Here is a 25128-nt window from a genome sequence, read left to right on the forward strand (position 1 = left end):
AAGTAAAATACTCGCGCTGTTGCTAGCACGCTCGGACAAGGGCGGCAAGCTGCTGAGACGCTTTAACGGACACAAAAATGGTCTGCATAACAGCAGATTGCCAACTGCGACATATAAGACAAATAAATGAACGAGCAACTCCACGCACTTGTCGAACGCACCGTGGCCCAGGGTGTCGGGGCACGGGTTTTCCCGCTGCGCTGGGATAACCGGCGCATTTGGGTCAAACAGGCAGTTCCGGCCAAACACAAAGTCTGGCACAGCGTTCAGCGCTTTGCGGCCAACATTACCGGTATTCCATTACTGCGCCCGACCGTATCGCCCGGCGGGCAAAAGGGCCTTGAAAGCGAGGCCGCGACGTTGCGCAAGCTTGCCGCCCTTGGTGTGTTGGTGCCCGATCTGATTGATGTCGGTGAAAACTGGATTGCCATTGGCGATAATGGCCGCATCCTTAAAACCTGCATCGAAGATGATGTCGACAAGGGCAATGATGATGCCATCCGTCGTCATGTTGTCGACGCCGGTGCGGCCTTGGCAAGATTGCATGGCGAAGGGGTCGCGCATGGTGCGCCGTTGCTTCGTAACATGACACTGCGCGACGATCATCAGATCGGCTTTATCGATTTCGAAGAAGATCCGAACGCCCGCATGCCGGTGATTGATGCCCAGGCGCGCGACATCTTGCTGTTTGTTTTTTCCATCCAGCGTGAATTTAAAAAACGCCCGGAATTGCTGCGCGCCGGTTGGCAGGCTTATGTCGAGGCTGCTGGCGAAACCGCACCGCAATTGGTGCCGCTGCGTAAGGTGATCAGGCTATTGCGCCCGGTCTATCTGATGCTGCGCCCGTTCCGTCGCTGGCTGGGCACGGATGCGCTCAACGGTCTTTGGGCCTATCGCACCTTGCGCAAAAGCCTTTATCGTTGATCAGGCGTGCGACCTATTGGGCAGGTTGCCCAACAGGTGCCTTGCCTGAGGCGGTTTCAGGCGCGTGATCTGATTCCTTGACCTTTGATTTTGCTGCGCTGGTATTTGCCACGTCATCCAGTGAAATGCGGGTTGCCTCAACACCATCAAATCCACCGGAAAACGGTGCCAGATTGTGCAGGAACTGATCTGCCGAGTTGCGCCAGCTATATTGTTCGGCCAACGCGCGGGCATCTTCACTTTTAAGTTCCAACGCGGCCAAGGCGGCCTCACGCAGGTCGGCATCGATGGCGCCGGCTTTGGTGCCACGCACGATATCGGCAGGTCCCTGAACCGGAAAGACGGCAACCGGGGTGCCAGATGCCAAGGCTTCAAGGATCACAAGGCCAAAAGTATCGGTCTTGCTGGGGAAGACAAAAACGTCGGCCGCGGCAAAGGCCGTGGCGAGGTCCTCGCCGATTTTTTTACCAAGAAACTGTGCGTTGGGATATTTGCCCTTGAGCTCATTTAGCTGCGGGCCATCGCCGACAACGAATTTCGTGCCCGGCAGATCAAGATCCAGGAAATGGCCGATATTCTTTTCCACCGCAACCCGGCCAACAAACAGCCAGTGCGGTTTTGGAAAGTCGCCAAAACTGGCGTCTGGTCGGGGGCGGAACAGGTCCAGATCCACACCGCGTGACCAGATTTGCAGGTTGTTAAAGCCCCAGTCGGACAGTTCCTGACGCAGGGTTTCGGTTGCCACCATGACGGATTGCGATTTGCCGTGGAAATGCTTCATGCCGCGATAAAGGATCGAAAGCGGCAGGCGCCAGCGGGCATGAATATATTCCGGGAAGCGCGTGTGATAGGCGGTCGAAAACGGAATGCCACGCTTAAGGCAATAGGCCCGTGCGGCCTGACCCAACGGGCCTTCGGTGGAAATGTGGATGGCGACCGGATGAAGGGCCTCGATCATCTTGGCCATTTTGCGTTTGGCAAAAAGCGCCAGCCGGATTTCCGGGTAAGTCGGGCAGGGGATGGTTTTAAACTGATCGGGCGAGATGACATGAACGTCATGTCCCATCTCGCCCAACTCGCCCCGTACGGTTTCAAGGGTACGGACAACACCGTTGACCTGCGGATACCAGGCATCGGTTACGATCAGTATTTTCATGCAGTCTTTCCAATCGGTGCATCATTGCCCTTTTTCGAAGAGCCCGATGCAGAGTTGCCCGCTTCATGGGCGATACGAAACATGGAAATCAATTTGCCAAGACCAAGCGACGGGGCGCTTGCCGCATCGTGACCGGGACTTGAATGGCTCATCGCCATCTGGCGCATTTCGGCCCAGTGCAGCAGTTCAAGCTTGCCTTCCTTGTCTTCGACAAGGGCAGTACAGCTTTCAACCCAGTCACCATCATTGCAATACAGCACATCGCCGATCTTGCGTTTTTCGGCGTGATGGATATGGCCACAAACCACGCCATCCACCTTGCGTTTGGCGGCTTCGTGGGCGACGGCATTTTCAAAGTTGCAGATGAACTGAACAGCGTTCTTCACCCGGTTCTTAAGATAGGCCGAAAGCGACCAGTATCCGTAACCAAGGCGGCGGCGAACGCCGTTGAAATAGCGGTTGAGCGTAATGGCAAGGTTGTAGGCGGTGTCACCCAGATAGGCCAGCCACTTGGCGTATTTGACGACGCCGTCAAATTCGTCGCCATGGATGACCAAAAGGCGCTTGCCATCGGCGGTGACGTGGATATCGTTCATTTTAACGTCGACATGGCCAAAAGTCATATCGACAAACTCGCGGGCGAATTCATCATGGTTCCCGGGGACGAAGATGACTTTGGCGCCATTCTTTGCCTTTTCCATGATTGTCGTGATCACGGCATGATGACTTTCCGGCCAGTACCAGCTTTTCTTGAGGCGCCAGCCGTCAATAATGTCACCCACCAGATAATAGGTGTCTGCCGTCACTTCATTGAGGAAATCCAATAGAAGGTCTGCCTGACATCCACGTGTCCCCAGATGGACGTCTGAAATCCAGACCGTGCGGTAATGCGGTTGCAGCGTCATCGCTGTCATTGCCGCTCCTCCGTATCCTGCCAAAAGGATGGCTGGAATTCGACAGTTTGTCTTGCCGAATACTGTTCCAAGCCAGTATCGGTTTAAAACAAATCGTTCGATTATATAACCCGTTCACAGAAATTTCGCAGTTCTGTAAAGCAACTGTTACATGTTTTATTTCATATGGTAGGTGCTGTGAAAAATTTATTTCATTTTTATTTCGGAAGTGGGTCCAAATGACCGATGCGGATGTGACTGTCATCTTCAATCCACGTGCCGGTGGCAATAAACAGCGGTTTTTATCCCAGATATTGCAACATGCCGGCATCAAGGTGGAGTTGCTGCAAACCACCCATCCCGGTCATGCCCGCGAACTGGCCCGCAAGGTCCGCGCCCACCAACGGCTGTTTGTTGCCGGGGGCGACGGGTCGCTTAACGAGGCATTAAATGGATTGCTTGATGCCCAGATTGACGGGCACGAGATCCCGCCACTTGGCATCATCCCGCTTGGAACGGCCAATGTGCTCGCGGTCGAGGTCGGGCTTGAAATCCGGGCACGCGCAATTGCCGACTATATCAATAATCCCGGCATGGTCTGGGTCCGTCCCGGACTGGTCAACGGTCGGGCGTTCTTTTTGATGGTCGGCATGGGGGCCGATGCCGATACGGTCGCCAATGTTTCGTTGCGCCTCAAACGCCTGATTGGCAAGGGGGCCTATGTTCTGGAAGGCCTTCGCAACATCTTTTTCCCGCGTCATCGTGATTTTGAAGTCAGTATCGGTCGGGAAAATTATCGGGTGTCGGGCGTGGTTGTAACCCATGCGCAACACTATGGCGGGGCATTTGTCATTTCGCCCGATGCCAGCCTGACCGCCAACAGCCTTGATGTGGTGCTGATGCCGGGCAACGGTATCGGGGCCTTGTCACGTTATGGTCTGGCACTGACACTTAATCGGTTGCATGCCCAAAGCGACGTTTCGGTGGTCCGGGCAGAGCGCATCACGATCACCAGTCATTGCGGCCCGGCGCCGCTTCAGATTGACGGGGAAAGTGCCGGCAAGCTGCCGTGCGAGATCAGCTTGTCCCCCTATCCCGTGCGATTGATGGTGCCGCCGGCTTATGCCGCGTTGTCTTCGATGACCGATCACCCATCACCTGATCTGCTTCGGATCGCTGCAGATTAAAAGAAATCGCTTCCAAACTTCATTCCTCTGGCTGTCGGGTTGTCTCGGTCAAATGCGCGGATTTCTGCGCTTTATTACGCAACTGTGATGAAACGTCAGTGGGTCCTTGAAGTTGAACTTCTTTTTGCCAATTTAATTACAAGGGGATAAGTGCGTGCCCCCTCCCCATTTGAGGATATTCGGCGCGTGGAAAATTCCGCTAGATCGCATCGGTGAGCGTAGATGGATGTCTTCGCCTTGCAAGGAGTTTGACGATGGTTTTGGGGTCCTCTGCTTTGGTTCTCAACTCAGGTGTGTTGGCTAACATGCGAATAAAATCAAAAATTCTGGCTGGTTTTACCGTGGTGCTGGCAATTCTGATTGCCGCACTTGGTTTCGCTTATTTCACCTTCGTTGCGGTGTCACATGATGTGGATGAGTACGCCCATTATGTCGAAGAAGCCGCGCTGATCAGCGAGATTGAGACGCAGTTCCTGCGCTTTAACAATCATGCGCGTGAATTTGCCAATACGGCTCATCCGGAAGACGCCGACGCCGTGTTTACCTATGCCAAGCAGCTTGAACTGATGCTTCAAGACGCGCAGTCGCAATTCATGGTCGAAGAACATCGCAATCGCATCGAACATATTGCGCATGAGCTTGATGTTTACCTTGAAAGTTTCACCGCGGCCAAAAGCCTGAGCGACGAATACCATTCCCTGATCCTGGATCGCCTTGAGCCGGACGGGATCAAGATCGTTGCCGATCTCGACAAGCTTGTTGCCCATGCGCAGAACACCGGCGATCTTGAACTCCTCAAACGTTCAGTCGCGGCACGTGAACATGCGCTTCTGGCAAGGTTGTATGCCAATATCCTGATTGGCCGTCAGGATGACAGCTTTGGCGCGAAGTCCGCCGATGAATTTGCCAAGCTTGAGACCGCACTGGGCAGCATTGGTGATCAACCATTGCCTGGCGAACTTTCCAGTGTTCTGAAGGAAGCCAAGGAACTGTTTGCCGATTATCGTCAGGTCTTTGACAAGGTGCGTGCCGACGAACTGGAAATTGTCGCAACAGTCCACGGGACCATGCGCGAAGCATCCGAGGGCATTATTGCCGATGCCGAGGCCCTGAAACAGGAACTCGCGGTGGCAGAGCACAACATCTTTGAAAAGGTCGTCGCCGAAATCATTCTGGCAGAAAAGGAAATCCTGATCGCATCGATTGGCGGTGCCGTTCTTGGGATGGTTCTGGCCTGGGTCATGGGGGATCGCTTATCGCGTCCGATCACTGCGATTACGACCATCATGCGCAGGCTGGCCAATCATGATCTGGGTGTCGAAATTCCCGGACAGACCCGCAAGGACGAAATCGGCCAGATGGCACAGGCGGTTCAGGTGTTTAAAACCAATGCCATTCGCAATGACGAACTCGAAGCCGAAGCCCGCGCGCAGGAAGAACGATCCAAAGAAGAGCAGCGGCGGTTCATGAACCAGACGGCGGACAGCTTTACGACAAGTGTCGGGACCATTATCGAAGCGGTTGCTGCCGCGGCCGTCGAGTTGCAGGCAACGGCCACTGGCATGTCCCAGATCGCAAATTCGGCGTCAGAGCAAACGACGGCTGTTGCATCGGCCAGTGAAGAGGCAAGTGGCAATGTGGATTCCGTTGCTTCGGCCACTGAGGAGCTCAACAGTTCGATTGAGGAGATCAATCGTCAGGTTGTCTTTTCAAATGAAATCGCCAAGAAGGCGGTTGATCAGGCCCGCGAAACCATGCGCGGTATCAAGGAACTGGTCGAGGCATCCAACAATATCGATCATGTTCTTAAACTGATTACCGATATTTCCGACCAGACCAATATGCTTGCGCTCAATGCAACGATTGAAGCTTCGCGGGCAGGTGATGCGGGCAAGGGATTTGCGGTTGTCGCCAATGAAGTCAAAACCCTTTCGGCGCAAACGGCCAAGGCAACAGAAGAAATCCGCGCCCAGGTCGACAGTGTTCAAAGCCGCACCGGCTTTGCCGCCAACCAGATCGAACTGATAAGCCAAACGATCAGCGAAATGGAAGGCATTGTTGCGACCATTTCCTCGGCGGTGGAGGAACAATCTGCGGCAACCCGTGAAATCGCCTTTAACATAGAACAGGCCGCGACCGGGACAACGGTTGTCAGTTCCAACATTGTTACGGTTTCACAGGCTGTAAACGATGCAGGCACAGCATCAAGCGACGTTTTAACCGCGGTCAGCACTTTGTCCGAAAACTTTGCCACCCTGAAAGGTGCGACGGACAATTTCGTCAATGCCATCCGGTCGGCCTAGACGCACCGGATTTTCAGATACACAAACGCAAAACGCCCGGCCAAAATGGACCGGGCGTTCTTTTTTAATTGGGCAACAGCGAAGGTCGGTTACTGCCCGGCCAGCGTCATGCCGTCAATGCGAAGGGTCGGGGCATTGGTGCCGTATTTGAATGTCAGGTCATTGGCCGGGACAACGGTCTTGAACATGTCTTTGAGGTTGCCCGCCACCGTGATTTCGGACACCGGATAGGCCAGTTCGCCATTTTCAATCCAATACCCCGACGCCCCGCGCGAATAATCGCCCGTCACACCATTCACGCTGCTGCCGATCATCTCGGTGATGTAAAGGCCCGACTTGATGTCCTTGATCATGTCTTCGGGCGAAATGGTGCCCGGTTCCATATAAAGGTTGGTGGTCGACGGCCCAGGCAGGCTTCCGGCCCCGCGCGATGCGTTGCCGGTTGATTTCAGGCCAAGCTGACGGGCCGAACGCAGATCCATGATCCAGGTTTTCAGGACACCGTTTTCGATCAGATGGCGTTTCTGGTTTGCCACACCTTCTGCGTCAAACGGTTTGGACCGCAGGCCGCGTTTGCGATGCGGATCATCAATGATGTTGATATGCGGCGCGAAGATTTCGTTGCCCATGGCATCAAGCAGGAAGCTGGTGCCACGTGCAATGCCGGAACCATTAATCGCCGATGACAGGTGCCCAACGATAGAGGCGGAAACGCGCGGATCAAGGATGACCGGCACCTGCGCGCTTTTGACCTTGCGCGGGTTCAGACGACGCAGGGTTTTCTCGGCGGCCTTCTTGCCGATATCGACCGGATCGCGCAGATCGGTGGAAAACACTGCGCTGTCATAATCATAATCGCGTTCCATGCCTGTGCCGGTGCCCGCCAATACGGAAACCGAGATATGGCTGCCGGACCCGGCATAAGAATTGGCAAAGCCGTTGGTCGCGGCAAGCGTGATCTGATGGCGGCCCCAACCGGCTTCTGATCCTTCGGAATTGGTGATGCCGTCGACCGAACGCGCGGCCTCTTCGCAGGCACTGGCCCATTCGATCAGTTTGTCCTGATCAACTTCGCCCGGCTCGCACAGTTCAAGTGCTTCGACATTGAAGGTTTCGGCAAGTTCACTTGGGTCGGCAATGCCGCAATAGGGATCTTCCGGGGCATTTTTGGCCATCGCAACCGCACGTTCGACCAGCTCGGCAAGGGCCGCGTCGCTGGTATCAGATGACGATACAACTGCCTGTTGCTTGCCAATCAGAACCCGCAGGCCCAGATCAGCCCCCTCGGAACGTTCAAGCTTTTCCATCTTGCCCAGACGTTGGGCAACCGAAAGCGATGTGCCTTCGACATAAACGGCATCGGCATCGTCTGCACCGGCCTTTTTTGCCTGTGCCAAAAGGTCATTGATGCGATCAAGTGTCATGTCGGTCTTGGGCATGGAGGCTCCCTTGTATCGGAATGTGTTTCTTACGTTATAGGGGGCACGAACGTTTTCGCATAGACCCGAAACAAAAAGCTGGTTTTGGTCTAAAATTCCTGCCTTGTTTCAGAGGTGGCAGGACGAGGGCCGAATGGCAAGGCCCGGTCAATGACAGATTTCAAACGGCTTTCTGTTATAGTCAGACAAACAAGTGCTACTGGCGCCAGATAAACGGGAACGCGATGAACAAGCAGAAAATTCTTTCCGGGCTTAGTGTGGCTTGCCTGATCGGATTGGTCAGCCCTGCATTCGCAGATGACAGCAAGACTGTGATGAAAGGCTGGGATGAAAATGGTGTATGGGAGCTGAATGCGAATGGCGAAACCGATCCGGTTTCAAGCGCACAGTTTTATTACGAAATGCGCTGGCAGGGCGGGAAATATGCCCGAAATTATCGTCATCAGATGCTGACCGGTGATTTTACCTGTGACGGCGTGCTCGATCGCATCGCCGGTTGGGTTGACCTTGATAACCCTGACGGTCCGTTTTTCGCACTGTTGTTTGTGACCAACCATGGTGCCAAAAATCACAGTGAAATCCGTTATATTCCGTTCAAACAGTCCGAGCAGTTTGCGCTCTGTGTCTTTGATGAAACGGCACCACCGGTGCTGAGCTGGCAGGAAAACAGCACTGAATACATGGCCGAAGTTATGGGGGATGCGGATATGTGCAATTTCGCCATCCGCGTTGATGATTTCATGTGTGATGCGCCGCAGTTTTTCTATTCCGAGAAGCTGGATGAAAATGGCGATCACTGGATGTTCTTCAGAAATTGAGCTTCGCTTCGTTTGCTGATAAAGTATGCGCATAAATATGCACATGGAACTTGCGTAAATGACCGCAGATGTCAAAGCCAAGCAGCGCAAGCCGACAAATGTCAGTCTTGATGCTGAATTGTTGCAAGAGGCCAAAAAACTCGGGATCAACATTTCGCGCTCGGCTGAGTCGGGTTTGCGCGATGCGATTTCGATGAAACGGGCTGAACTCTGGAAAGAGCAAAACAAGGCAGCCCTTGAAGCCAGCAACAGCTATGTCGCGAAGAACGGCATACCATTGGCCAAACATCGGAAATTCTGATGGCCAAGGGGGATATTTGCCGTTTCGAGGATGGCTATGTCGTCGATGTGCAGTCGGATCTGCTTTCTGATTTGCAGACACGGGTCGTCGTGCCCCTGAAACCAATCGCCGAATATACCATGCCCGCCGACCGGCTTAATCCCGTCATCCAGATTAATGGCGACGAATGGGTTTTGTTGCCGCAGTTTATCGCGACAGTTGGGCTGGCGGAAATTGGTGAGAAAGTTGGTGAGTTCGAAGATAGTTTCGGCCTCACCAACGCTCTCGACATGGTCTTTCACGGCTTTTAGCGATCAGTCCCGCCAAATCTTCTTGCCCGTTCCGGGCAGGCCATAGCGTTCCCATTTCTGATCGACACGGTCGATTATGTCATCATCCATATAGATCTTTTCGCCCCATTCGCGGTTGGTTTCGCCGGGCAGCTTGTTGGTGGCATCAAGGCCAAGCTTGCCACCAAGACCCGAAACCGGGGACGCGAAATCAAGGTAATCAATCGGGGTGTCGGTGACGGTTGTGATATCACGCACCGGGTCCATCCGGGTCGAGATCGCCCACATGACATCTTTCCAGTCGCGGACATCAATATCGTCATCCACGACAATGACGAATTTGGTGTACATGAACTGCCGCAGGAACGACCAGACGCCCATCATCACGCGCTTGGCATGACCGGCATAGGCCTTCTTCATCGAGACAACCGCGATGCGATAGCTGCATCCCTCTGGCGGCAACCAGAAATCTACGATTTCCGGGAATTGCTGCTGCAAAAGCGGCACGAAGACGTCATTCAATGCTTCGCCCAGAACCGATGGTTCATCTGGCGGACGGCCGGTGAAGGTCGACAGATAAATCGGCTTTTTGCGCATGGTGATGGCGGTCACGGTAAAGACCGGGAAATCTTCGACCGAGTTATAATAACCGGTGTGATCGCCATACGGCCCCTCGGGCGCATATTCATCAAGCGATACGTAACCTTCAAGAATGATCTCGGCCGTGGCCGGGACCTTGAGCGGGACGGTTTTGCAATCGACCAGTTCAACCTTTTCACCGCGCAGAAGGCCAGCAAACTGATATTCCGACAGGGTATCGGGGACCGGGGTGACAGCCGCAAGGATCGTACCAGGATCTGCGCCCAGAACGATGGCGGCTGGCAGCGGTTCACGCTTTTCCTGTTTCCAGCGCGCATGATGCTGTGCGCCACCGCGATGTTTCAGCCAGCGCATGATGGTTTTGTTTTTACCCAACACCTGCATGCGATAGATGCCAAGGTTAAACACATCGCGCTTGTCACCGCCCTTGGCGCCAGCACTTGGCCCCTGGGTCACGACCAGCGGCCAGGTGATCAGCGGGCCGGGTTCGCCGGGCCAGCAGGATTGCACCGGAATTTTCGAAAGATCGATATCATCGCCCTGAAGGACCACTTCCTGACACGGGGCTTTCGAAACCGTTTTGGGTTTCATCGCCATCACGGTCTTGGCAAGCGGCAGCAGCGAAAAAGCTTCGCGGATGCTGGCCGGTGGTTCGGGCTGTTTCAGGAACGCCAGCGTTTCGCCGACTTCGCGCAGTTCTTCGGGTTTGCGGTTCATGCCCGCCGCCACACGGTCCACGGTGCCAAACAGGTTGACCAGAACCGGCATGTCGTATTTTTTGCCGTCATCACCGACAACATTTTCAAACAGAACAGCCGGGCCACCTTCGGCGAGAAGGCGGGTCTGGATTTCCGTCATTTCAAGATTGGGGGAGACCGGTTCAGTGACACGGACAAGACGGCCGGTTTTTTCCAGCGCATCCATGAAGTCACGAAGGGATTGATAGGGCATGGCACCTGTCATCTGCAAAGCTTTGAAACCTGATTGTCTTCATACGCCGCGGAGCGAAACGGGACAACCTTACTGTTGTCAAATACGTCATTTGTAACCGCATCGATCCATCCCTACATGATCTGACAATGCTGCGTTGCACGGCGATGCATAATTTTGCGGTTTTGGTCAGCGCATCATTTGGTTATACATTGGCAAGGAAAAGAGTCGCGTGACCCACAGCACGCGACCTGGCAACTCACCAAAAGCATGAAGGACGCACAGATGGCCAAGTACTGGGTTATCGGGGGCACCTATCAGGATACCGGTTTCGATAAGCCGATTGGCGAAGAAACCAAAGTTGGTCCGTTTGGCAGCTTCGAAGACGCCGAAAAGGAATGGTCGAAAATGGCCTGGCAGTCGGTTGATGACGCGAATTCGCGGTATCGTATCGAACGCCTTGAAGAATACTGGGTAGTCGGTGGCGAATATGAAAGCACCGATTTCGAAACCCCGGTTGGCGGTGAAGAAGAACGTCATGGCCCGTTTGCCACGTTTGGCGATGCCGAAAAAGCATGGTCGAAACTGGCATGGCAGCATGTTGACGACTGCAATTATCGCTATCGTGTCGTCGAAGGCTAAGCCGGACGGCCAATATGTTTTCGATATCTGATGCGCATATGATCACGGATCCCGTGTTGCGCGACCAGATCGAACAGCATCCGCGCGCGCAGGATCTCCTGCGCGCGTTTTTGTATCCCTATCCTGCGCCGGATCACGACTTTCTGTTTCGTGGTGGTGACGTAGTTGCGATGGGACCATCAGACGTCGCGACTGCGACAAGGGGCAGGACACCGGTTCTGGCCGTCGGGTCCAATCGTGCGCCGGTACAACTGACCCGAAAATTCACCCATCAGAACCTGTCTGATGAAATCCCGGTGACCCATGGCTGGTTGGCACATCATGATATTGTCTATTCAACGCACATAACCGGATACGGCGCAGTTCCGGCAACGCTGGCGTCCTCACCGGGCACGCGCGTGCGTGTTTCGATAACCTGGCTCACCCCGACACAACTTGCACATATGCATGTCACGGAATCGGTGCCAGCCCATTACAGCTATGTTCAATTTCCGGGTCGCGATCTTGATCTCGATTGCGGGGTCACTTCCGATCACATCGGCATGTACCAATCTGCACGCGGACATGTTTTTGATCAGGGATCGGTGTTTGCCTTGTCTGCGATTGAGGCCAGAGATCGCCGGTTCACATCCCTTGACCAATGGGAAATGATGGCACTTTTCGCCAAGCGTGCCGGCCAGGTCTTTAGCCCCGCATTCGTCCTGCGTGTCATTGATGATCCGGCATTTCGCCGTCTTGTTGTTGAACAGGATTAATCGCGGTCCGGCAAAAGCTGCCAGATACGGGTGAATTTGGTGTCGGTATCTTCGACCGCGACATCGACAGGTACGTCATAGGTTTCAAGTTCATCAATGTTATGCGTCGGCGCATAGGTTCGGCCCGGGTCGGCCAGGATGACCTTGGTGCCAAGGCGGGCCTCGGCCATCAGCCACTGCAAAACGGCATTGGCCATGTCTTGCTGATAGCAGACGTCGCCGGCAAAGATCACATCCCAGCGCTTTTGCAGGGCCGATGTGCCAACCAGATTTTCGGTCGTCGTCGGGATTTCAACACCATTGTGCTTGGCATTCAGCCTAGTGGCGGTGATCGCCACCGGGTCGATGTCATTGGCAAGGATTTCTGCGGCATCAGAACGGACGCAGGCAATCGCCTGCATGCCGCCACCACAGGCAAAATCAAGCACCCGCTTGCCGCGCACAAGTTCCGGATGATCAAGGATATAGCGCGTGATTGCCTGCCCGCCCGGCCAGGCAAAGGCCCAGTAGGGCGGCGGGATATCAAGCACACCCAGGATATCCTCGGTCGCCTGCCAAAGCGGGGTGATGTGGGTCGCCAGATACATCTCGATTTCCGGGGCCAAAGGCACGCGGGCAGGTACGGTGAATGTTTCGATCAGATCGGCAAATTGCGGATCGTCGACATCGGGCACCAGTGCGTCGGCGAAGACATTCTCGCTCATTGGCGGTTTACCTTGAAAAAGGGGTATCGGGTTATGCGTTCGCAATCAGGTGCGAAAGCACGATGGCAGCAAGTACCAGTAATCCGTAATCGCGGTTGGATTTAAACCGCTTCAGGCAATTGGCCGCATCATCAAGCTTGACGGTGGCAACCTGCCAGCCAAGGTGAATGCCCGCCAACCCCAGCAAGACAAAATAGGACCAGTGCAAACCAGCCAGCATGCCCGAAACGCCGAGCAACAAGGTGGTCATGGTATAGAACCCCTTGGCCCATTTCGGTGTTGCATCGCCCAAACGCAGTGCGAGGGATTTCAGGCCGATCTTGGCATCATCATCCTTGTCCTGATGGGCATAGATGGTGTCATAGCCCAGCGTCCAGAAAAAGCCCGCCGCATACATGGCAATGGCGGCCGGTTCCACCGTGCCGGTCACCGCCGCCCAACCGACCAGCGCGCCCCAGTTAAAGGCAAGTCCAAGGCAGGCCTGCGGCCAATAGGTGATCCGCTTCATGAACGGATAGGTGATGATGATCGGGATCGAACAGATGCCGACAATGATCGCCTCGATGCGGAATTGCACCAGAATACCAAGTCCCAGCAACATCATGAAGCCAAGGAACAGCAACGCCTGCCAGACCTTGACCTGACCACTGGGGAGTGGGCGGGTGGTGGTGCGTTCGACCTTGCCATCAAAATTGCGGTCGGCCAGATCATTGATCACGCAACCGGCCCCGCGCATGATCACAGCGCCCACCCCGAACAGCGCCATCATGATGACGATCTGTTTGGTGGTAACGGCATCGGTTAACCCGCCTGCCATGGCGGTGGACCACCAGCAGGGCAAAAGCAAAAGCCAGGTGCCAATCGGACGATCAAGGCGCAGCAGTTTCAGATAGGGCCGCACAGCTTCGGGCATGAAACGATCGATCCAGCCATCCTGTGGCATATCGTTCTTGCTGGTCTGTATTGGCTGGTTGACCTGTGTCATAATTGGCCTATCTGATAAAAAACCATTTCAAGATGCCGTAAAACGGCTTTGGGGACCTTTATGACTGCTGATGCCACGCGCGCCCGCCAACGCCTTTTCGTTCGGGATCCTATCACGGCTGATAGTGAAATCGAACTTGCTCCCGAACAGTCTCATTACCTCGAACATGTCATGCGCCTCAAGCCCGGAACACCGGTAAAGATTTTTAATGGCCTTGACGGGGAGTGGCTGGGCACGATCAGCGAGCTTCGCAAAAAGAAGGGCAGCGTCACCGCGGAACGCCAATTGCGCGCGCAGGGCAATGAAGTTGGTCCGACTCTTGTTTTTGCACCGATCAAAAAGCAACGGCTTGATTTCCTGATTGAAAAGGCGGTTGAGCTTGGGGCTCAAAGTTTGCAACCGGTCATCACCCAACATGGCATCACCGACAAGGTCCGCCTTGATCGTTTGCAGGCACAGGTTGTTGAGGCGGCCGAACAGTGTGAACGCCTGACTGTGCCTGAGGTTTGCGAACCTGTGCGTCTTTTGGACTGGGTCGCAAATCTGCCGGAAAATCACCATCTGCTATTTTGTGATGAAACAGGATCGGGGTCACCAATTGGTGAAGTACTAAGTCAGCTATTGGCAAAGGGCGCTGGCTCGTTTATCGACAATACCAATGTTGTTAACCATGCAATCGTGATTGGACCCGAGGGCGGCTTTAGCGCCGACGAACTTGAACGTATCCGCAAACAGCCTTTTGCAACGCCTGTAAGCCTCGGTCCGCGTATTCTGCGTGCCGAAACGGCCGCAATTGCAGCTTTGACCGTATTTCAGGATCGTATCGGCGATTGGTCGCACCGACCCGTTGCGAGAGATTAGGGGAAGCCCTTATGACTGTCAGCGCCTCCACTGGTGACAGCCCGGTAATTGAAAGCCGGCGCCAGCTTGTCGAATGGTTCGAGTCCGGCTGTACGCCGAAAAAAGACTGGGCCATCGGCACCGAACACGAAAAATTCGCCTTCACCCGCGATGATCTTCGCCCCATCCCCTACGAAGGGGAACGCGGGGTCAAAATGCTGCTCAATGCCCTGGCCGAACATTATGACTGGGAGCCGATCATTGAGAACGGCAATGTCATTGCACTGACCAAGGACAAATGTTCCGTCTCGCTCGAACCGGGTGGACAGATTGAACTTTCCGGTGCGCCGCTTAAAAACATTCACCAAACCTGTGGTGAAGTGCACACCCACCTGCACGAAGTCCGCGAGATTTGCGACGGGCTTGGCATTGATATGCTCGGTGTCGGCCATAATCCGAAATGGAAACGTGAAGACATTCCGTGGATGCCCAAGGGCCGCTACGAGATCATGAAAAATTACATGCCCAAGGTCGGAAACCTTGGTCTGGACATGATGCTGAGAACGTCGACCATTCAGGTCAATCTGGATTTCAGTTCCGAAGCCGACATGGTCAAGAAATTCAGGACGTCTCTGGCACTTCAGCCGGTGGCAACCGCCCTGTTTGCGGCGTCCCCGTTTGTTGATGGCAAGCCAAGCGGTTTCTTGTCCGCACGATCAAACGTCTGGACCGATACCGATCCGGATCGTTGTGGCATGTTGCCATTCGTGTTCGAGGACGGTTTTGGCTTTGAACGCTATGTCGACTACATGCTCGATGTGCCGATGTATTTCGTCTATCGCGACGGCAAATACATTGATGCGGCGGGCAAGTCGTTCCGTGATTTCATGGATGGCAAACTTGATGTTCTGCCGGGTGAACGCCCGACCATGAATGACTGGTCTGATCATATGACCACGGCCTTCCCGGAAGTGCGTCTTAAGAAGTTCCTTGAAATGCGCGGTGCTGATGGTGGCCCGTGGAAACGCATCTGTGCGCTGCCGGCCCTTTGGGTTGGTTTGCTGTATGATGACGCCGCCCTTGATGCCGCATGGGATCTGGTCAAGGGCCTGTCGGTTGCCGAACGTGAAGCCCTTCGCAACGATGTTCCGCGCACCGCCCTTGCCACCCCGTTCAAAAACGGCACGGTTCAGGATCTGTCAAAAGACGTTCTGGCGATTTCCCGTCAGGGCCTTAAAAACCGTGGCCGCATGGACAGCTACGGCGACGATGAAGGCCATTTCCTTGATAGCCTTGATGACGTCGCGCAAAGTGGCCGCACTCTGGCCGAGGAATTCCTTGATAAGTATGAAACCGAATGGAACGGCTCGGTCGATCCGTTGTTCAAGGAATACGCCTACTAAGGCCAACGAATACGCAATAAAAAAAGGGCAGTGATTTCACTGCCCTTTTTTGATGTTTGCAGGTTGCTCTTTTTGAGGGTTACTGCGCAGCCTGATCAAGCCGGGTTTGGGCGGCAAACCATTTTTCGATGGCATCGACCTGATCAGGCTGCATCCCGAGGCCAAGTTTGGTCCGGCGCCACAGAACATCTTCTGCGCGACACGCCCATTCATTGGCCATCAGGTAGTGGAGTTCTGCTTCGTAAAGGTTTGGCGCGACCTCTGTGCCCAGATCACCAAGCGATGTCGCCGTGCCAATGATCTTGCTGATCTCGGTGCCATAGCTTCGCACCAGCCGATACAGCAATGCGCTTGGCAACCAGTCATAGGTTGCCTTGGCCTTGGCAAGGAACGCGTCGAAATCACCGTCGGGCATGTCGCCACCGGGAAGGATGGCGTTTGCCGTCCAGTCCTTGGCATCGTTGCCCAGAACCGGGGCCAGTTTCTGCATCGCATGTTCGGCAAGCTTGCGATAAGTCGTGATCTTGCCGCCATAGATCGACAGGATCGGTGCCGAACGTCCGCTATCGCCGGTATCAAGATCAAACACGTAGTCGCGGGTTACCGCCGACGCATTGTCGTTCTTGTCATCATAAAGCGGCCGCACACCGGAATAGTCCCAAACCACGTCCTTGCGGTTGAGTGGTTTGTCCAGATAGCCATTCACCAGATCCAGCAGATAGTCGGTTTCCTGATCGCTGATTTTGACCTGTGCCGGATCGCCGTTATAGGCGACATCGGTGGTGCCGATCAGGGTGTAGTCCTGCTGATAGGGGATGGCAAAGGCAATGCGCCCGTCGCCATTCTGGAAGATATAGCAATGATCATGGTCATGAATGCGCGCAACCACAATGTGGCTGCCCTTGACCAGTCGAAGACCGGCGGCCTTTTTGCCAAGTCCGGCATTTTCGACCATCTCGGTGACCCACGGCCCCGCGGCATTGACCACGGATTTTGCACTGACCGATTGCGGGGCACCATCAGGCCCGATCAGTTCGGCATTCCAGTGATCGTGATGACGGACCAGTGAGGCACATCTGGTGCGGGTTCGGATGTCAGCCCCACGTGCCTGCGCATCCTGTGCATTGAGGACCACAAGCCTGGCATCATCGACCCAGCAATCGGAATAGGAAAAACCGCCCGCGTAATCGGATTTCAACGGCTGGCCTTCTGGCGTGCCGTTAAACGAAACGGCACGTGATCCGGGCAGGCGTTTGCGTTTTGCCAGATGGTCATAAAGAAACAGTCCGGCACGCAGCATCCATTTCGGACGCAAACCCCGGTGATGGGGCAAAACGAATGTCAAAGGCCAGATGATATGTGGGGCAGCAGCCAACAGAACTTCGCGTTCCTGAAGTGCTTCGCGCACCAGACGGAACTCGTAATGTTCAAGATATCGAAGACCGCCATGGATGAGTTTGGTCGAGGAAGAAGAGGTGGCCGAGGCAAGGTCGCGCTGTTCGACCAAAAGAACAGAAAGCCCGCGACCGGCGGCATCACGGGCAATACCAGCCCCGTTGATGCCGCCGCCAACGACCAGAAGGTCGTAAGTTCCGGTCACGTTAGATCACCTTTTTACGCAGGTAAGCTGAAATGGCTTCGCCAATTATGACCAGACCAATGATTGCCAGAAGGATCGTGGCAACCGTTTGCCATGCAAAGGTATCAATCGCCCCCTGAAGGATGATGCCGATACCACCAGCCCCAACCAGACCCAGAACCGTACTTTCACGCAGGTTGATGTCCCAGCGCAGAATGGACACGGCAAAGAAGGTCGGCATGACTTGCGGAATGACGCCATAGACGAGAATCTTGAAGCGCGATGCGCCCACAGATTCCAGTGCCTCGATCGGGGCACGGTCGATTTCCTCGATTGCTTCGCCCAGCAATTTGCCAAGGAAGCCAAGCGACCGGAAAATGATCGCCAGAATACCGGCCAGAACACCCGGTCCGAACACAGCCACAAACAGCAGCGCCCAGATGATGGTGTTGACCGAACGCGATGACACCAGAATGAACCGGCCAAGCCAAAGCGTGAAACGGTTCGGCGTGGTGTTCTGGGCTGCGATCAGTGCAATTGGCAGGGACAGGAACACGGCAAAGAAGGTCGCAATGGTTGCGATATTGACGGTTTCCAAAAGTGTCCAGCCGATTTCCTGCCAGCCTTCAAGAGACGGCGGGAACATGCGGGCAAACAGATCGCCCATCTGTTCCGGGGCATCCCAAAGCCACGGCCAGATGATGTTGATCGTCGACAAGGACCAGACAACGGCCAGCGCGACCAGTGCGGTCAGGCCATAGCGCCGCCAGCGTTCCTTGGTGGTGTAGCGGGACCATTCGCGGTTGGCGATTGCTTCCGGTCCGGTAGGTTGGGTGGTGGCTACCATAGGTTCCTCCTGATCCGGCCGCTGATGGCCTCGCTGACAAGGATCACACCGATGATGCAAAGGGTAATCGCCAGCGCAAAGTCATAGTCATAACGCCCAAAGGCATTAAGAAGGGTCGATCCGATACCGCCCGCACCAACGATGCCAACAATGGCAGACGCGCGCAGGTTGCTATCAAGCTGATAGATCGAAAGACCGATCTGACGGGGCATGATTTGCGGGATCACGGCATACAGAAGGGTGACGAATGTCGCCCCGCCAGCAGCACGGATCGCCTCGACCTGACCCCAATCGATTTCTTCGATCCGTTCGGCCAGCATTTTTGCAACGAAACCGATGGAATAGACCGTCAGGGTCAGAATGCCTGCCAGCGGGCCAAAGCCGACCGCTTTGACAAACAGGATCGCAACAATGACCGGGTGGAAGGAACGGGCAACGATGATCACGCCACGCCCGATGGTATAAAGCCATTTCGGTGCGATGTTTGACGCCGATGCAAAGGCAATCGGAACGCTCAGTGCCAGACCAAGCAGGGTCGAGACAATGGCGATCTTGATGCTTTCCATAAAGCCGTCAAACAGCAACTCGCCACGGATGAAGCTTGGCGGGAAGGCGCCCTTAAAGATGCGGATCGCACGCGGGACACCGTCCTGGATGCGCTCCCAGTCGAATGGCAGGGTTGTGATGGCCCACCAGACATAGGCAACAACAGCAATCAGAAGTCCCCAGCGCAACATCGGGTTGGCGATAAAGGGGGGCTTCTTCCATGTGCGGCCCGTTTTTTGAACGGTGCTGCTCATCGTGCGGCGACCTCGCGCAGGTGGGTGCTGCTTTCGGCGTCGCCGCGTTCTTCGGCGGGCACACCGGCATAAATATCGTCCATGGCGTCATTGGTCAGATCGACCGGTTCACCATCGAAAATGATGCGGCCAAAGCGCATGCCAACGATCCGCTGGGTATATTCCTTGGCTTCGTTGACGTTATGGATGTTGATCAGAACCGGCAGGTGCAGCTCGGATGCGAGCGCGCGCAGCAGTTCCATGATCTGACGCGATGTTTTCGGATCAAGCGATGCGGTCGGTTCATCGGCCAGCAGGATTTCAGGTTCCTGCATCAGGGCGCGGACCACACCGACACGCTGGCGTTCGCCGCCGGAAAGTTCATCGGCACGTTTGTCGGCATAATGGGCGATCCCGACGCGTTCCATCAAATGAAAGGCGCGATCAATGTCTTCCTGCGGATATTTGCGCGTGACTGCGCGCCACGCCGGAAGATAGCCAAGGCGACCGGACTGGACGTTTTCCATCACCGTCAAACGGTCAATTAGGTTGAAGCCCTGAAACACCATGCCGATGCGACGGCGTGCCAGACGCAGCGCCTTGCCTTCAAGCTTGGTCAGTTCCGTGCCATTGAGTTCAATGGAGCCCGAAGACGGTTCGACAAGGCGGTTGATACAACGCAGAAGGGTACTTTTGCCCGCACCTGATGCGCCGATGATGGAAACAACACTTTCGCCCGGCACTTCAAGGTTCAGGTTCTTCAACACTGCCTTTTCTTCGCCATAGCGTTTTACAAGTTCTTTGATACGCAGCATTGCGTTACCCCGAATGAAATGGGTGGCACAGGGCCTGCCAAGGCAGGCCCTGCAAAGTTCGGATCGATTGGAAAATCAGGAATTACTTCAGGTTGTCCGGGGTGTATTTCACACCGTTGGCGGCCTGAATTTCGCGGATAACCGCCCAGTCTTCCTGATAGGTGATCGGCAGGAACTTCGACACACCCTTGAATTCTTCACCAAGGGCGGTGCCCTTCATGTCAAAGGTAAAGAAGGCTTCCTTGATCTTTTCGACCAGTTCCGGCTTCAGGTTGTAGGCATAGTTGAACGAAGTGGTTGGGAAAGGCTTGCTTTCATAGATGATTTTGACTTCGTTCGGATCATAGAGATCGCGCTGGGCCATACGTTCGACAACTTCGGACGCGACCGGGGCGGCGTCATAGTCACCGGCGACAACGCCCAGGATCGACTGATCGTGCGAACCGGAATAGACAACTTCGTAATCCTGTTCAGGAACGATGCCCTGACCCGGAAGCAGTGCACGCGGTGCAAGGTTGCCCGAGTTCGAAGTCGGCGAGGTATGAGCAACGCGTTTGCCCTTAAGGTCAGCCGGGGTATCAATGCCGCTGTCTACACGGGTGTAGAGCTGAAGCGTGTAACCAAAACGACCATCATCCGCACCCATCAGGGCGAACGGAACCGCGCCGGCAAGGTTGACGGCAAACGGGGTCGGGCCGGTCGAGAAGCCGGCAACGTGCAGGCGGCCTGAACGCATGGCTTCGACTTCTGCCGAGTTCGACTGAACGGCAAAGAAGTGAACGTCCTTGCCAGTTACTTCTTCAAGATGCTGCAGGAATGGGTCCCAGATATCAGCATAAACCGCCGGGTCTTCGACCGGGGTATATGCAAAGACAAGGGTGTCCGGATCAACCTGCTGGTCTGCGGGCGGGGCATCGGCAACAAGGTCGCCGTCCATGTCGCAATACATCGGGTCAAGATCGCCGCGTGCGATGCAGTCATCTGCCGCCGCGGCCGGGGTGGATGCCATGCCGACCATGCCGATTGCGGCAAGGAGGGTGGTGAGCTTTAAACTGTCGGTTTTTTTCGGAATTGAAAACACTGTTTTCGAACCTTTCTTCCCTGTGAATGACGGCTTTCCGCCGTTTTTGAATGTGGTTTTGTTGTTTTTAATGTGGTTTTGTTGTTTTTATTGTTACTTTAATCAACATTATGAATTTGAAAAAGTTGGAAAATCAACACAAAACTGTAACAAAAGGTTTCGCTCAGGGTTGCTAAGATGCGCGCTATTGGCACAAAACCGGCCATAATTGAGGGGGATGTGGCTTTGCGTTTGGGAAAAAAAGAGCGGCAGCGTCGTATTCTGCAAGAGTTACAGGTTCACCCTCATGTGAGAGTTGCCACACTTGCAGAGCGATTCGATGTTGCAACCGAAACCATCCGCCGTGATCTTGACGCGCTGAGTCGTGATGGATTGATCAAACGCGAGTTCGGTGGTGCATCGGCGCGGCCCATGGGCCATCAGCCCGATCTGGCGGAACGCCAGTTATCGGCTGTGGCCGGGTTTGAACGGATTGGCATGCTGGCGGCTGACATGGTGCGGTCCGGCGATGTGGCAATGATTGATGCCGGATCAACCGTGGCCCAGATTGCGCCGTTTCTGGCGGCCCGCACGACAAAACTGCCGCGTACGTTTCTGACCAATTGCTATGCGGTGGTGCATGGCATGGCCGAACTTGCCGATCACGATGATGTTTTGATGTGCCCGGGCCAGTTTGACCGTCGCGAAAACGCGGTCTATGGCAACGATACCGTCGAATATCTGCGCCGTTTTCACGCCAATATTGCCTTTATCGGGGCATCGGGAATTTCGCGGCAGGGCTTTAGTGACGTTAACCGCCGGGCGGTGGCCGTCAAACGCGCGATGATGGAACGGTCGGATGAAACCTGGCTGATGGTTGATCATACGAAGTTTGATCAACGCTATCTGGAAAATGTCGCTCCGCTTGAAGCGCTTACCGGCATCATCACGGATCGCCGACCCGAACCGGAATTCGCATCCCAGCTTGAACGGGCGGGAATACGGCTTTTGGCGTGGTGTGATGAAAAACATGGTCCGGCCTGAACCGACTGGCCTGAACCGATAAATAGATCCGTCAAACCGCAATTTGGTCGCGGTTGAGTTTGCGTTCGTCCTGATTCCAAACCATATTTCCCGGCACAGCGCGTTATTGTGTTGAATGCCGGGTTCCCGCCCCGGTCAGTTTGTTTCTGACACGGAGGATTATGATCGTGACCAATCCAGTGACCACCCGTACCGAACAGGACACCATGGGCGAAATTGATGTGCCTTCTGATCGGTATTGGGGGGCGCAAACCCAGCGATCCAGACAGAATTTCCGCATTGGCGGTGAACGTATGCCAGATGCCCTGATCAAGGCGTTCGGGATCCAAAAACTGGCCGCGGCACGCGCCAATGCCGCCCTTGATAATCTTGATCCGGAACTGGCCAAGGCGATTGAGGCCGCCGCATCCGAAGTGGCCGAAGGCAAGCTTTTGGATCACTTCCCGCTTGTTGTCTGGCAAACCGGATCGGGTACCCAGACCAATATGAACACCAACGAAGTCATCGCCAACCGGGCGTGCGAAATTTTGGGCAAGCCGATGGGCAAGCGCGAACCGGTCCATCCCAATGACCACGTCAATCGTGGCCAGTCATCGAATGACAGTTTCCCGGCCGCCATGCATATCGCCGCCGTGGTCGAGATCGAGGAAAAGCTGAAACCCGCCCTTAAACACCTGCGCTCGACCCTTGACGCCAAGGTCGAAGCATTTGGCGATATCGTCAAAATCGGCCGCACCCACATGCAGGATGCGGTGCCCCTGACCCTGGGGCAGGAATTTTCCGGCTATGCTGCGCAAATCGCACTCGGCCTGGACCGGATCGACGATGCGCTTAAACGCCTGCGCAAACTGGCACAGGGGGGCACCGCCCTTGGTACCGGGCTGAACGCGCCGGATGGCTTTGATGTCGAATTTGCCAAACAGGTTTCAAAGATCACCGGTCTTGAGTTTAAAACGGCGGAAAACAAGTTCGAAGCACTGGCCGCCCATGATGCCTGTGTTGAGATGTCAGGTGTCATGAATGTACTGGCGACGTCCTTGATGAAAATCGGCAATGATATCCGTCTGCTTGGTTCCGGGCCGCGTTGTGGTTTGGGTGAGCTTGTCCTGCCCGCCAATGAACCGGGATCCTCGATCATGCCGGGCAAGGTCAACCCGACCCAGGCCGAGGCATTGACCATGGTGTGCGCGCAGGTGATGGGCAATCATGTTGCGGTCACGGTGGGTGGTTCGAACGGTCATCTGGACCTTAACGTGTTCAAGCCGGTGATCATTTATAACCTTCTGCAATCGATCCGCCTGATTGCCGATGCATCGGTCAGCTTTGCCGATAACTGTATTGCCGGGCTTGAGGCCGATCAGGAAAAGATTGCGCACTATGTCGAACAAAGCCTGATGCTGGTGACCGCCTTGGCACCGCATATTGGCTATGACAATGCGGCGGCCGTGGCCAAGAAGGCGCACAAGGAACGCAGCAGCCTGAAGGAAGCCTGCATCGCGCTTGGTTTCCTTGATGGCGATCGCTTTGATGAGCTGGTTCAGGCCCGCGACATGATCTGATGTGATGTTTTAAAGCATCGAAAAGCAAGGCCGGGCATCGCACCCGGCCTTATGTTTCCGCATGATGAAAAGTATGAAGACGACTGGACAAAACAGACCCCCTGCAATGATCAATGTCATTGCAGGTGTGGTTTAAATCGGGCATATCCAACCCATGATAACGTGCAAACGCCATAACCGCCGTTCGGGCGGAATTTCCCTGCGCCGTGTCGTTCAGACATGGCTGGTGGCGTTTGTTGTCTTGTTTGCGGGTGTCACCCAGTCCGGGCTGGTCCCAGCATTTCTCAGCGGGCAGGCCACCGGCATTGCGACTGCATCCGCGGCGGAAATCGCACCGGGTGGTGATTACGTTCTGATTTGCACCCCGGCTGGCATCAAGCTTGTATCTGCTGATACGCTTGAAGGTGTCGTGGCATCAAATGCGTCCGGTCAAACCGACGAAATGCCGGCCCATGCGTTTTGCCCGCTTTGTGCAAACCATCACGGGGCGATGGCGGCAATTGATTTGCCCTATGTCGCGCCGGTGCCGGTCATTCATGATGTCAGCTATGCCAAGGCGATTGCCTTTGTCGCGGTCAATGACATCCCGCGCGGTCGCCATTCCCGGGCACCCCCGGTTTCCATCTGATTTCAAAGACTGATCAAAACACGATTACTGAAATCGCAGACCTGCGGATGCAGGCTGCTAATTGGATGGAATATCATGAAAAAGCTTTTTGCAATTGTTGCGACCGTGGCGTCGCTGTTTATCGTTACCAACGCCTTTGCCGCCGATATCGAAGTCAAGGATGCCTGGGCCAAGGCATCCAAGGGCATGGTGCGCAATGGTGCGGCCTTCTTTGATGTTGTGAATACCGGGGCTGCCGACCGCATTGTTAGCGTGCGCAGTGATCTTGCGGAACGCACCGAACTTCACACCCACATCATGGAAAACAATGTCATGAAGATGCGCCAAGTTCAGGGTGGTGTTGAGGTGCCAATGCATGGCTCTGTGCAGTTCAAACCGGGCAGCTATCACGTCATGTTCATTGGCCTGAACAAGCCGCTTGAAGAAGGCGAGAAAATCGACATCACACTGGAATTCGAGAAGGCCGGTGATGTGCCTGTGACTATTGATGTTCTCAACACCATGGCGATGGGGCCGAACGGTGGTGCCGGCATGGGGCATGGTCATGGCAAGATGAAAATGAACAGCAACTAAGGTTGCACGGCAGCCGAATATTCAAAGGGGGAAGGTTTGCGCCGACCCCCTTTTTTCGTCATGATGGGGCAACCAAAACGGTCGGTTACAGGGAG

The 25128-nt window shown here is 54.9% G+C and carries 25 protein-coding genes; 14 read left to right on the top strand and 11 right to left on the bottom strand.

Annotated features, from left to right (window positions below):
- Positions 1 to 126 precede the first annotated feature (126 nt).
- On the top strand, positions 127 to 924 hold the full coding sequence (locus IT893_RS03200) for a hypothetical protein (RefSeq protein ID WP_197146803.1): 798 nt from the start codon (positions 127 to 129) through the stop codon (positions 922 to 924).
- Between the two features lie 13 nt (positions 925 to 937).
- On the opposite strand, the gene IT893_RS03205 is transcribed toward IT893_RS03200, so the two are convergent.
- Positions 938 to 2080 carry a glycosyltransferase family 1 protein gene (locus IT893_RS03205; protein WP_197146804.1) on the bottom strand — a complete coding sequence of 381 codons (1143 nt, stop codon included), beginning with the start codon at positions 2078 to 2080 and terminating at the stop codon, positions 938 to 940.
- On the bottom strand, positions 2077 to 2994 hold the full coding sequence (locus tag IT893_RS03210) for a UDP-2,3-diacylglucosamine diphosphatase (protein ID WP_008891533.1): 918 nt from the start codon (positions 2992 to 2994) through the stop codon (positions 2077 to 2079). Before IT893_RS03210 ends, IT893_RS03205 begins: the two co-directional genes overlap by 4 nt.
- A gap of 218 nt (positions 2995 to 3212) precedes the next feature.
- Here IT893_RS03210 and IT893_RS03215 point away from each other — a divergent pair, with 218 nt between their 5' ends.
- Together IT893_RS03215 and IT893_RS03220 are read left to right on the top strand one after the other, a co-directional pair.
- On the top strand, positions 3213 to 4160 hold the full coding sequence (locus IT893_RS03215; protein WP_197146805.1) for a diacylglycerol kinase family protein: 948 nt from the start codon (positions 3213 to 3215) through the stop codon (positions 4158 to 4160).
- 305 nt (positions 4161 to 4465) lie between these two features.
- Complete coding sequence (locus tag IT893_RS03220) at positions 4466 to 6463, top strand: methyl-accepting chemotaxis protein (RefSeq protein WP_197146806.1); 1998 nt, start codon at positions 4466 to 4468, stop codon at positions 6461 to 6463.
- An 89-nt stretch (positions 6464 to 6552) separates the two neighbouring features.
- Here IT893_RS03220 and IT893_RS03225 read toward each other — a convergent pair whose 3' ends face one another.
- Positions 6553 to 7902: a TldD/PmbA family protein gene (locus IT893_RS03225; protein WP_197146807.1), complete on the bottom strand. Its 1350-nt coding sequence runs from the start codon at positions 7900 to 7902 to the stop codon at positions 6553 to 6555.
- 224 nt (positions 7903 to 8126) lie between these two features.
- On the opposite strand from IT893_RS03225, the gene IT893_RS03230 reads away from it, so the two are divergent.
- From IT893_RS03230 to IT893_RS03240, 3 genes are read left to right on the top strand one after another with little or no spacing between them, the layout of a single operon-like run.
- Positions 8127 to 8720 carry a hypothetical protein gene (locus IT893_RS03230; protein ID WP_197146808.1) on the top strand — a complete coding sequence of 198 codons (594 nt, stop codon included), beginning with the start codon at positions 8127 to 8129 and terminating at the stop codon, positions 8718 to 8720.
- A 58-nt stretch (positions 8721 to 8778) separates the two neighbouring features.
- On the top strand, positions 8779 to 9021 hold the full coding sequence (locus IT893_RS03235; protein ID WP_064782149.1) for a type II toxin-antitoxin system CcdA family antitoxin: 243 nt from the start codon (positions 8779 to 8781) through the stop codon (positions 9019 to 9021).
- Positions 9021 to 9311 carry a CcdB family protein gene (locus IT893_RS03240; RefSeq protein ID WP_197146809.1) on the top strand — a complete coding sequence of 97 codons (291 nt, stop codon included), beginning with the start codon at positions 9021 to 9023 and terminating at the stop codon, positions 9309 to 9311. The genes IT893_RS03235 and IT893_RS03240 overlap by 1 nt, the downstream gene beginning before the upstream one ends.
- Positions 9312 to 9314: 3 nt before the next feature.
- Here the strand turns inward: IT893_RS03240 and IT893_RS03245 are convergent, their stop codons facing one another.
- Positions 9315 to 10841 carry a UbiD family decarboxylase gene (locus IT893_RS03245; protein WP_197146810.1) on the bottom strand — a complete coding sequence of 509 codons (1527 nt, stop codon included), beginning with the start codon at positions 10839 to 10841 and terminating at the stop codon, positions 9315 to 9317.
- Positions 10842 to 11105: 264 nt separating this feature from the next.
- Between IT893_RS03245 and IT893_RS03250 the strand changes: the two genes are divergently transcribed.
- Together IT893_RS03250 and IT893_RS03255 are read left to right on the top strand one after the other, a co-directional pair.
- The gene (locus IT893_RS03250; protein WP_064782192.1) at positions 11106 to 11462 is read left to right on the top strand and encodes a DUF4170 domain-containing protein; all 357 of its coding nucleotides are present in this window, start codon (positions 11106 to 11108) and stop codon (positions 11460 to 11462) included.
- A gap of 14 nt (positions 11463 to 11476) precedes the next feature.
- Positions 11477 to 12217 (top strand): hypothetical protein, encoded by a 741-nt coding sequence (locus IT893_RS03255; protein WP_197146811.1) that lies wholly within the window; start codon positions 11477 to 11479, stop codon positions 12215 to 12217.
- On the opposite strand, the gene IT893_RS03260 is transcribed toward IT893_RS03255, so the two are convergent.
- Both IT893_RS03260 and ubiA read right to left on the bottom strand, forming a co-directional pair.
- Entirely contained in the window at positions 12214 to 12921 is a 708-nt protein-coding gene (locus IT893_RS03260) for a methyltransferase (RefSeq protein ID WP_197146812.1), read from the bottom strand. The two genes, IT893_RS03255 and IT893_RS03260, sit on opposite strands and share 4 nt — an antisense overlap.
- Positions 12922 to 12952: 31 nt before the next feature.
- Positions 12953 to 13906, bottom strand: coding sequence for a 4-hydroxybenzoate octaprenyltransferase (gene ubiA, locus IT893_RS03265; protein ID WP_197146813.1), 954 nt, complete (start codon positions 13904 to 13906; stop codon positions 12953 to 12955).
- Between the two features lie 60 nt (positions 13907 to 13966).
- Here ubiA and IT893_RS03270 point away from each other — a divergent pair, with 60 nt between their 5' ends.
- Both IT893_RS03270 and IT893_RS03275 read left to right on the top strand, forming a co-directional pair.
- Positions 13967 to 14767, top strand: a complete 801-nt coding sequence (locus IT893_RS03270) for a 16S rRNA (uracil(1498)-N(3))-methyltransferase (protein WP_197146814.1) — start codon at positions 13967 to 13969, stop codon at positions 14765 to 14767.
- 11 nt (positions 14768 to 14778) lie between these two features.
- Complete coding sequence (locus IT893_RS03275) at positions 14779 to 16149, top strand: glutamate--cysteine ligase (RefSeq protein ID WP_197146815.1); 1371 nt, start codon at positions 14779 to 14781, stop codon at positions 16147 to 16149.
- Between the two features lie 79 nt (positions 16150 to 16228).
- Here IT893_RS03275 and glpD read toward each other — a convergent pair whose 3' ends face one another.
- From glpD to phnD, 5 genes are all read right to left on the bottom strand, one after another.
- The gene (gene glpD / locus IT893_RS03280) at positions 16229 to 17749 is read right to left on the bottom strand and encodes a glycerol-3-phosphate dehydrogenase (protein ID WP_197146816.1); all 1521 of its coding nucleotides are present in this window, start codon (positions 17747 to 17749) and stop codon (positions 16229 to 16231) included.
- A 1-nt stretch (position 17750) separates the two neighbouring features.
- Positions 17751 to 18575 (bottom strand): phosphonate ABC transporter, permease protein PhnE, encoded by an 825-nt coding sequence (gene phnE / locus IT893_RS03285; protein WP_008891549.1) that lies wholly within the window; start codon positions 18573 to 18575, stop codon positions 17751 to 17753.
- Positions 18569 to 19375, bottom strand: a complete 807-nt coding sequence (gene phnE / locus IT893_RS03290) for a phosphonate ABC transporter, permease protein PhnE (protein ID WP_008891550.1) — start codon at positions 19373 to 19375, stop codon at positions 18569 to 18571. Before phnE (IT893_RS03290) ends, phnE (IT893_RS03285) begins: the two co-directional genes overlap by 7 nt.
- A complete protein-coding gene (gene phnC / locus IT893_RS03295; protein WP_008891551.1) occupies positions 19372 to 20169 on the bottom strand; it encodes a phosphonate ABC transporter ATP-binding protein in 798 nt (265 codons plus the stop codon). The genes phnE (IT893_RS03290) and phnC overlap by 4 nt, the downstream gene beginning before the upstream one ends.
- An 82-nt stretch (positions 20170 to 20251) precedes the next feature.
- Positions 20252 to 21250, bottom strand: coding sequence for a phosphate/phosphite/phosphonate ABC transporter substrate-binding protein (gene phnD, locus IT893_RS03300; protein WP_082923482.1), 999 nt, complete (start codon positions 21248 to 21250; stop codon positions 20252 to 20254).
- A 177-nt stretch (positions 21251 to 21427) separates the two neighbouring features.
- Here phnD and IT893_RS03305 point away from each other — a divergent pair, with 177 nt between their 5' ends.
- From IT893_RS03305 to IT893_RS03320, 4 genes are all read left to right on the top strand, one after another.
- On the top strand, positions 21428 to 22273 hold the full coding sequence (locus IT893_RS03305) for a DeoR/GlpR family DNA-binding transcription regulator (protein WP_256430719.1): 846 nt from the start codon (positions 21428 to 21430) through the stop codon (positions 22271 to 22273).
- A 161-nt stretch (positions 22274 to 22434) separates the two neighbouring features.
- Positions 22435 to 23832, top strand: coding sequence for a class II fumarate hydratase (fumC, locus tag IT893_RS03310; protein ID WP_197146818.1), 1398 nt, complete (start codon positions 22435 to 22437; stop codon positions 23830 to 23832).
- A 154-nt stretch (positions 23833 to 23986) separates the two neighbouring features.
- Positions 23987 to 24460, top strand: coding sequence for a DUF2946 family protein (locus tag IT893_RS03315; protein WP_197146819.1), 474 nt, complete (start codon positions 23987 to 23989; stop codon positions 24458 to 24460).
- 75 nt (positions 24461 to 24535) lie between these two features.
- Positions 24536 to 25033 carry a copper chaperone PCu(A)C gene (locus IT893_RS03320; protein WP_197146820.1) on the top strand — a complete coding sequence of 166 codons (498 nt, stop codon included), beginning with the start codon at positions 24536 to 24538 and terminating at the stop codon, positions 25031 to 25033.
- The last annotated feature ends 95 nt before the right edge of the window (positions 25034 to 25128 follow it).

It is taken from the genome of Thalassospira sp. A40-3, assembly GCF_015871485.1.
GTDB lineage: Bacteria > Pseudomonadota > Alphaproteobacteria > Rhodospirillales > Thalassospiraceae > Thalassospira > Thalassospira tepidiphila.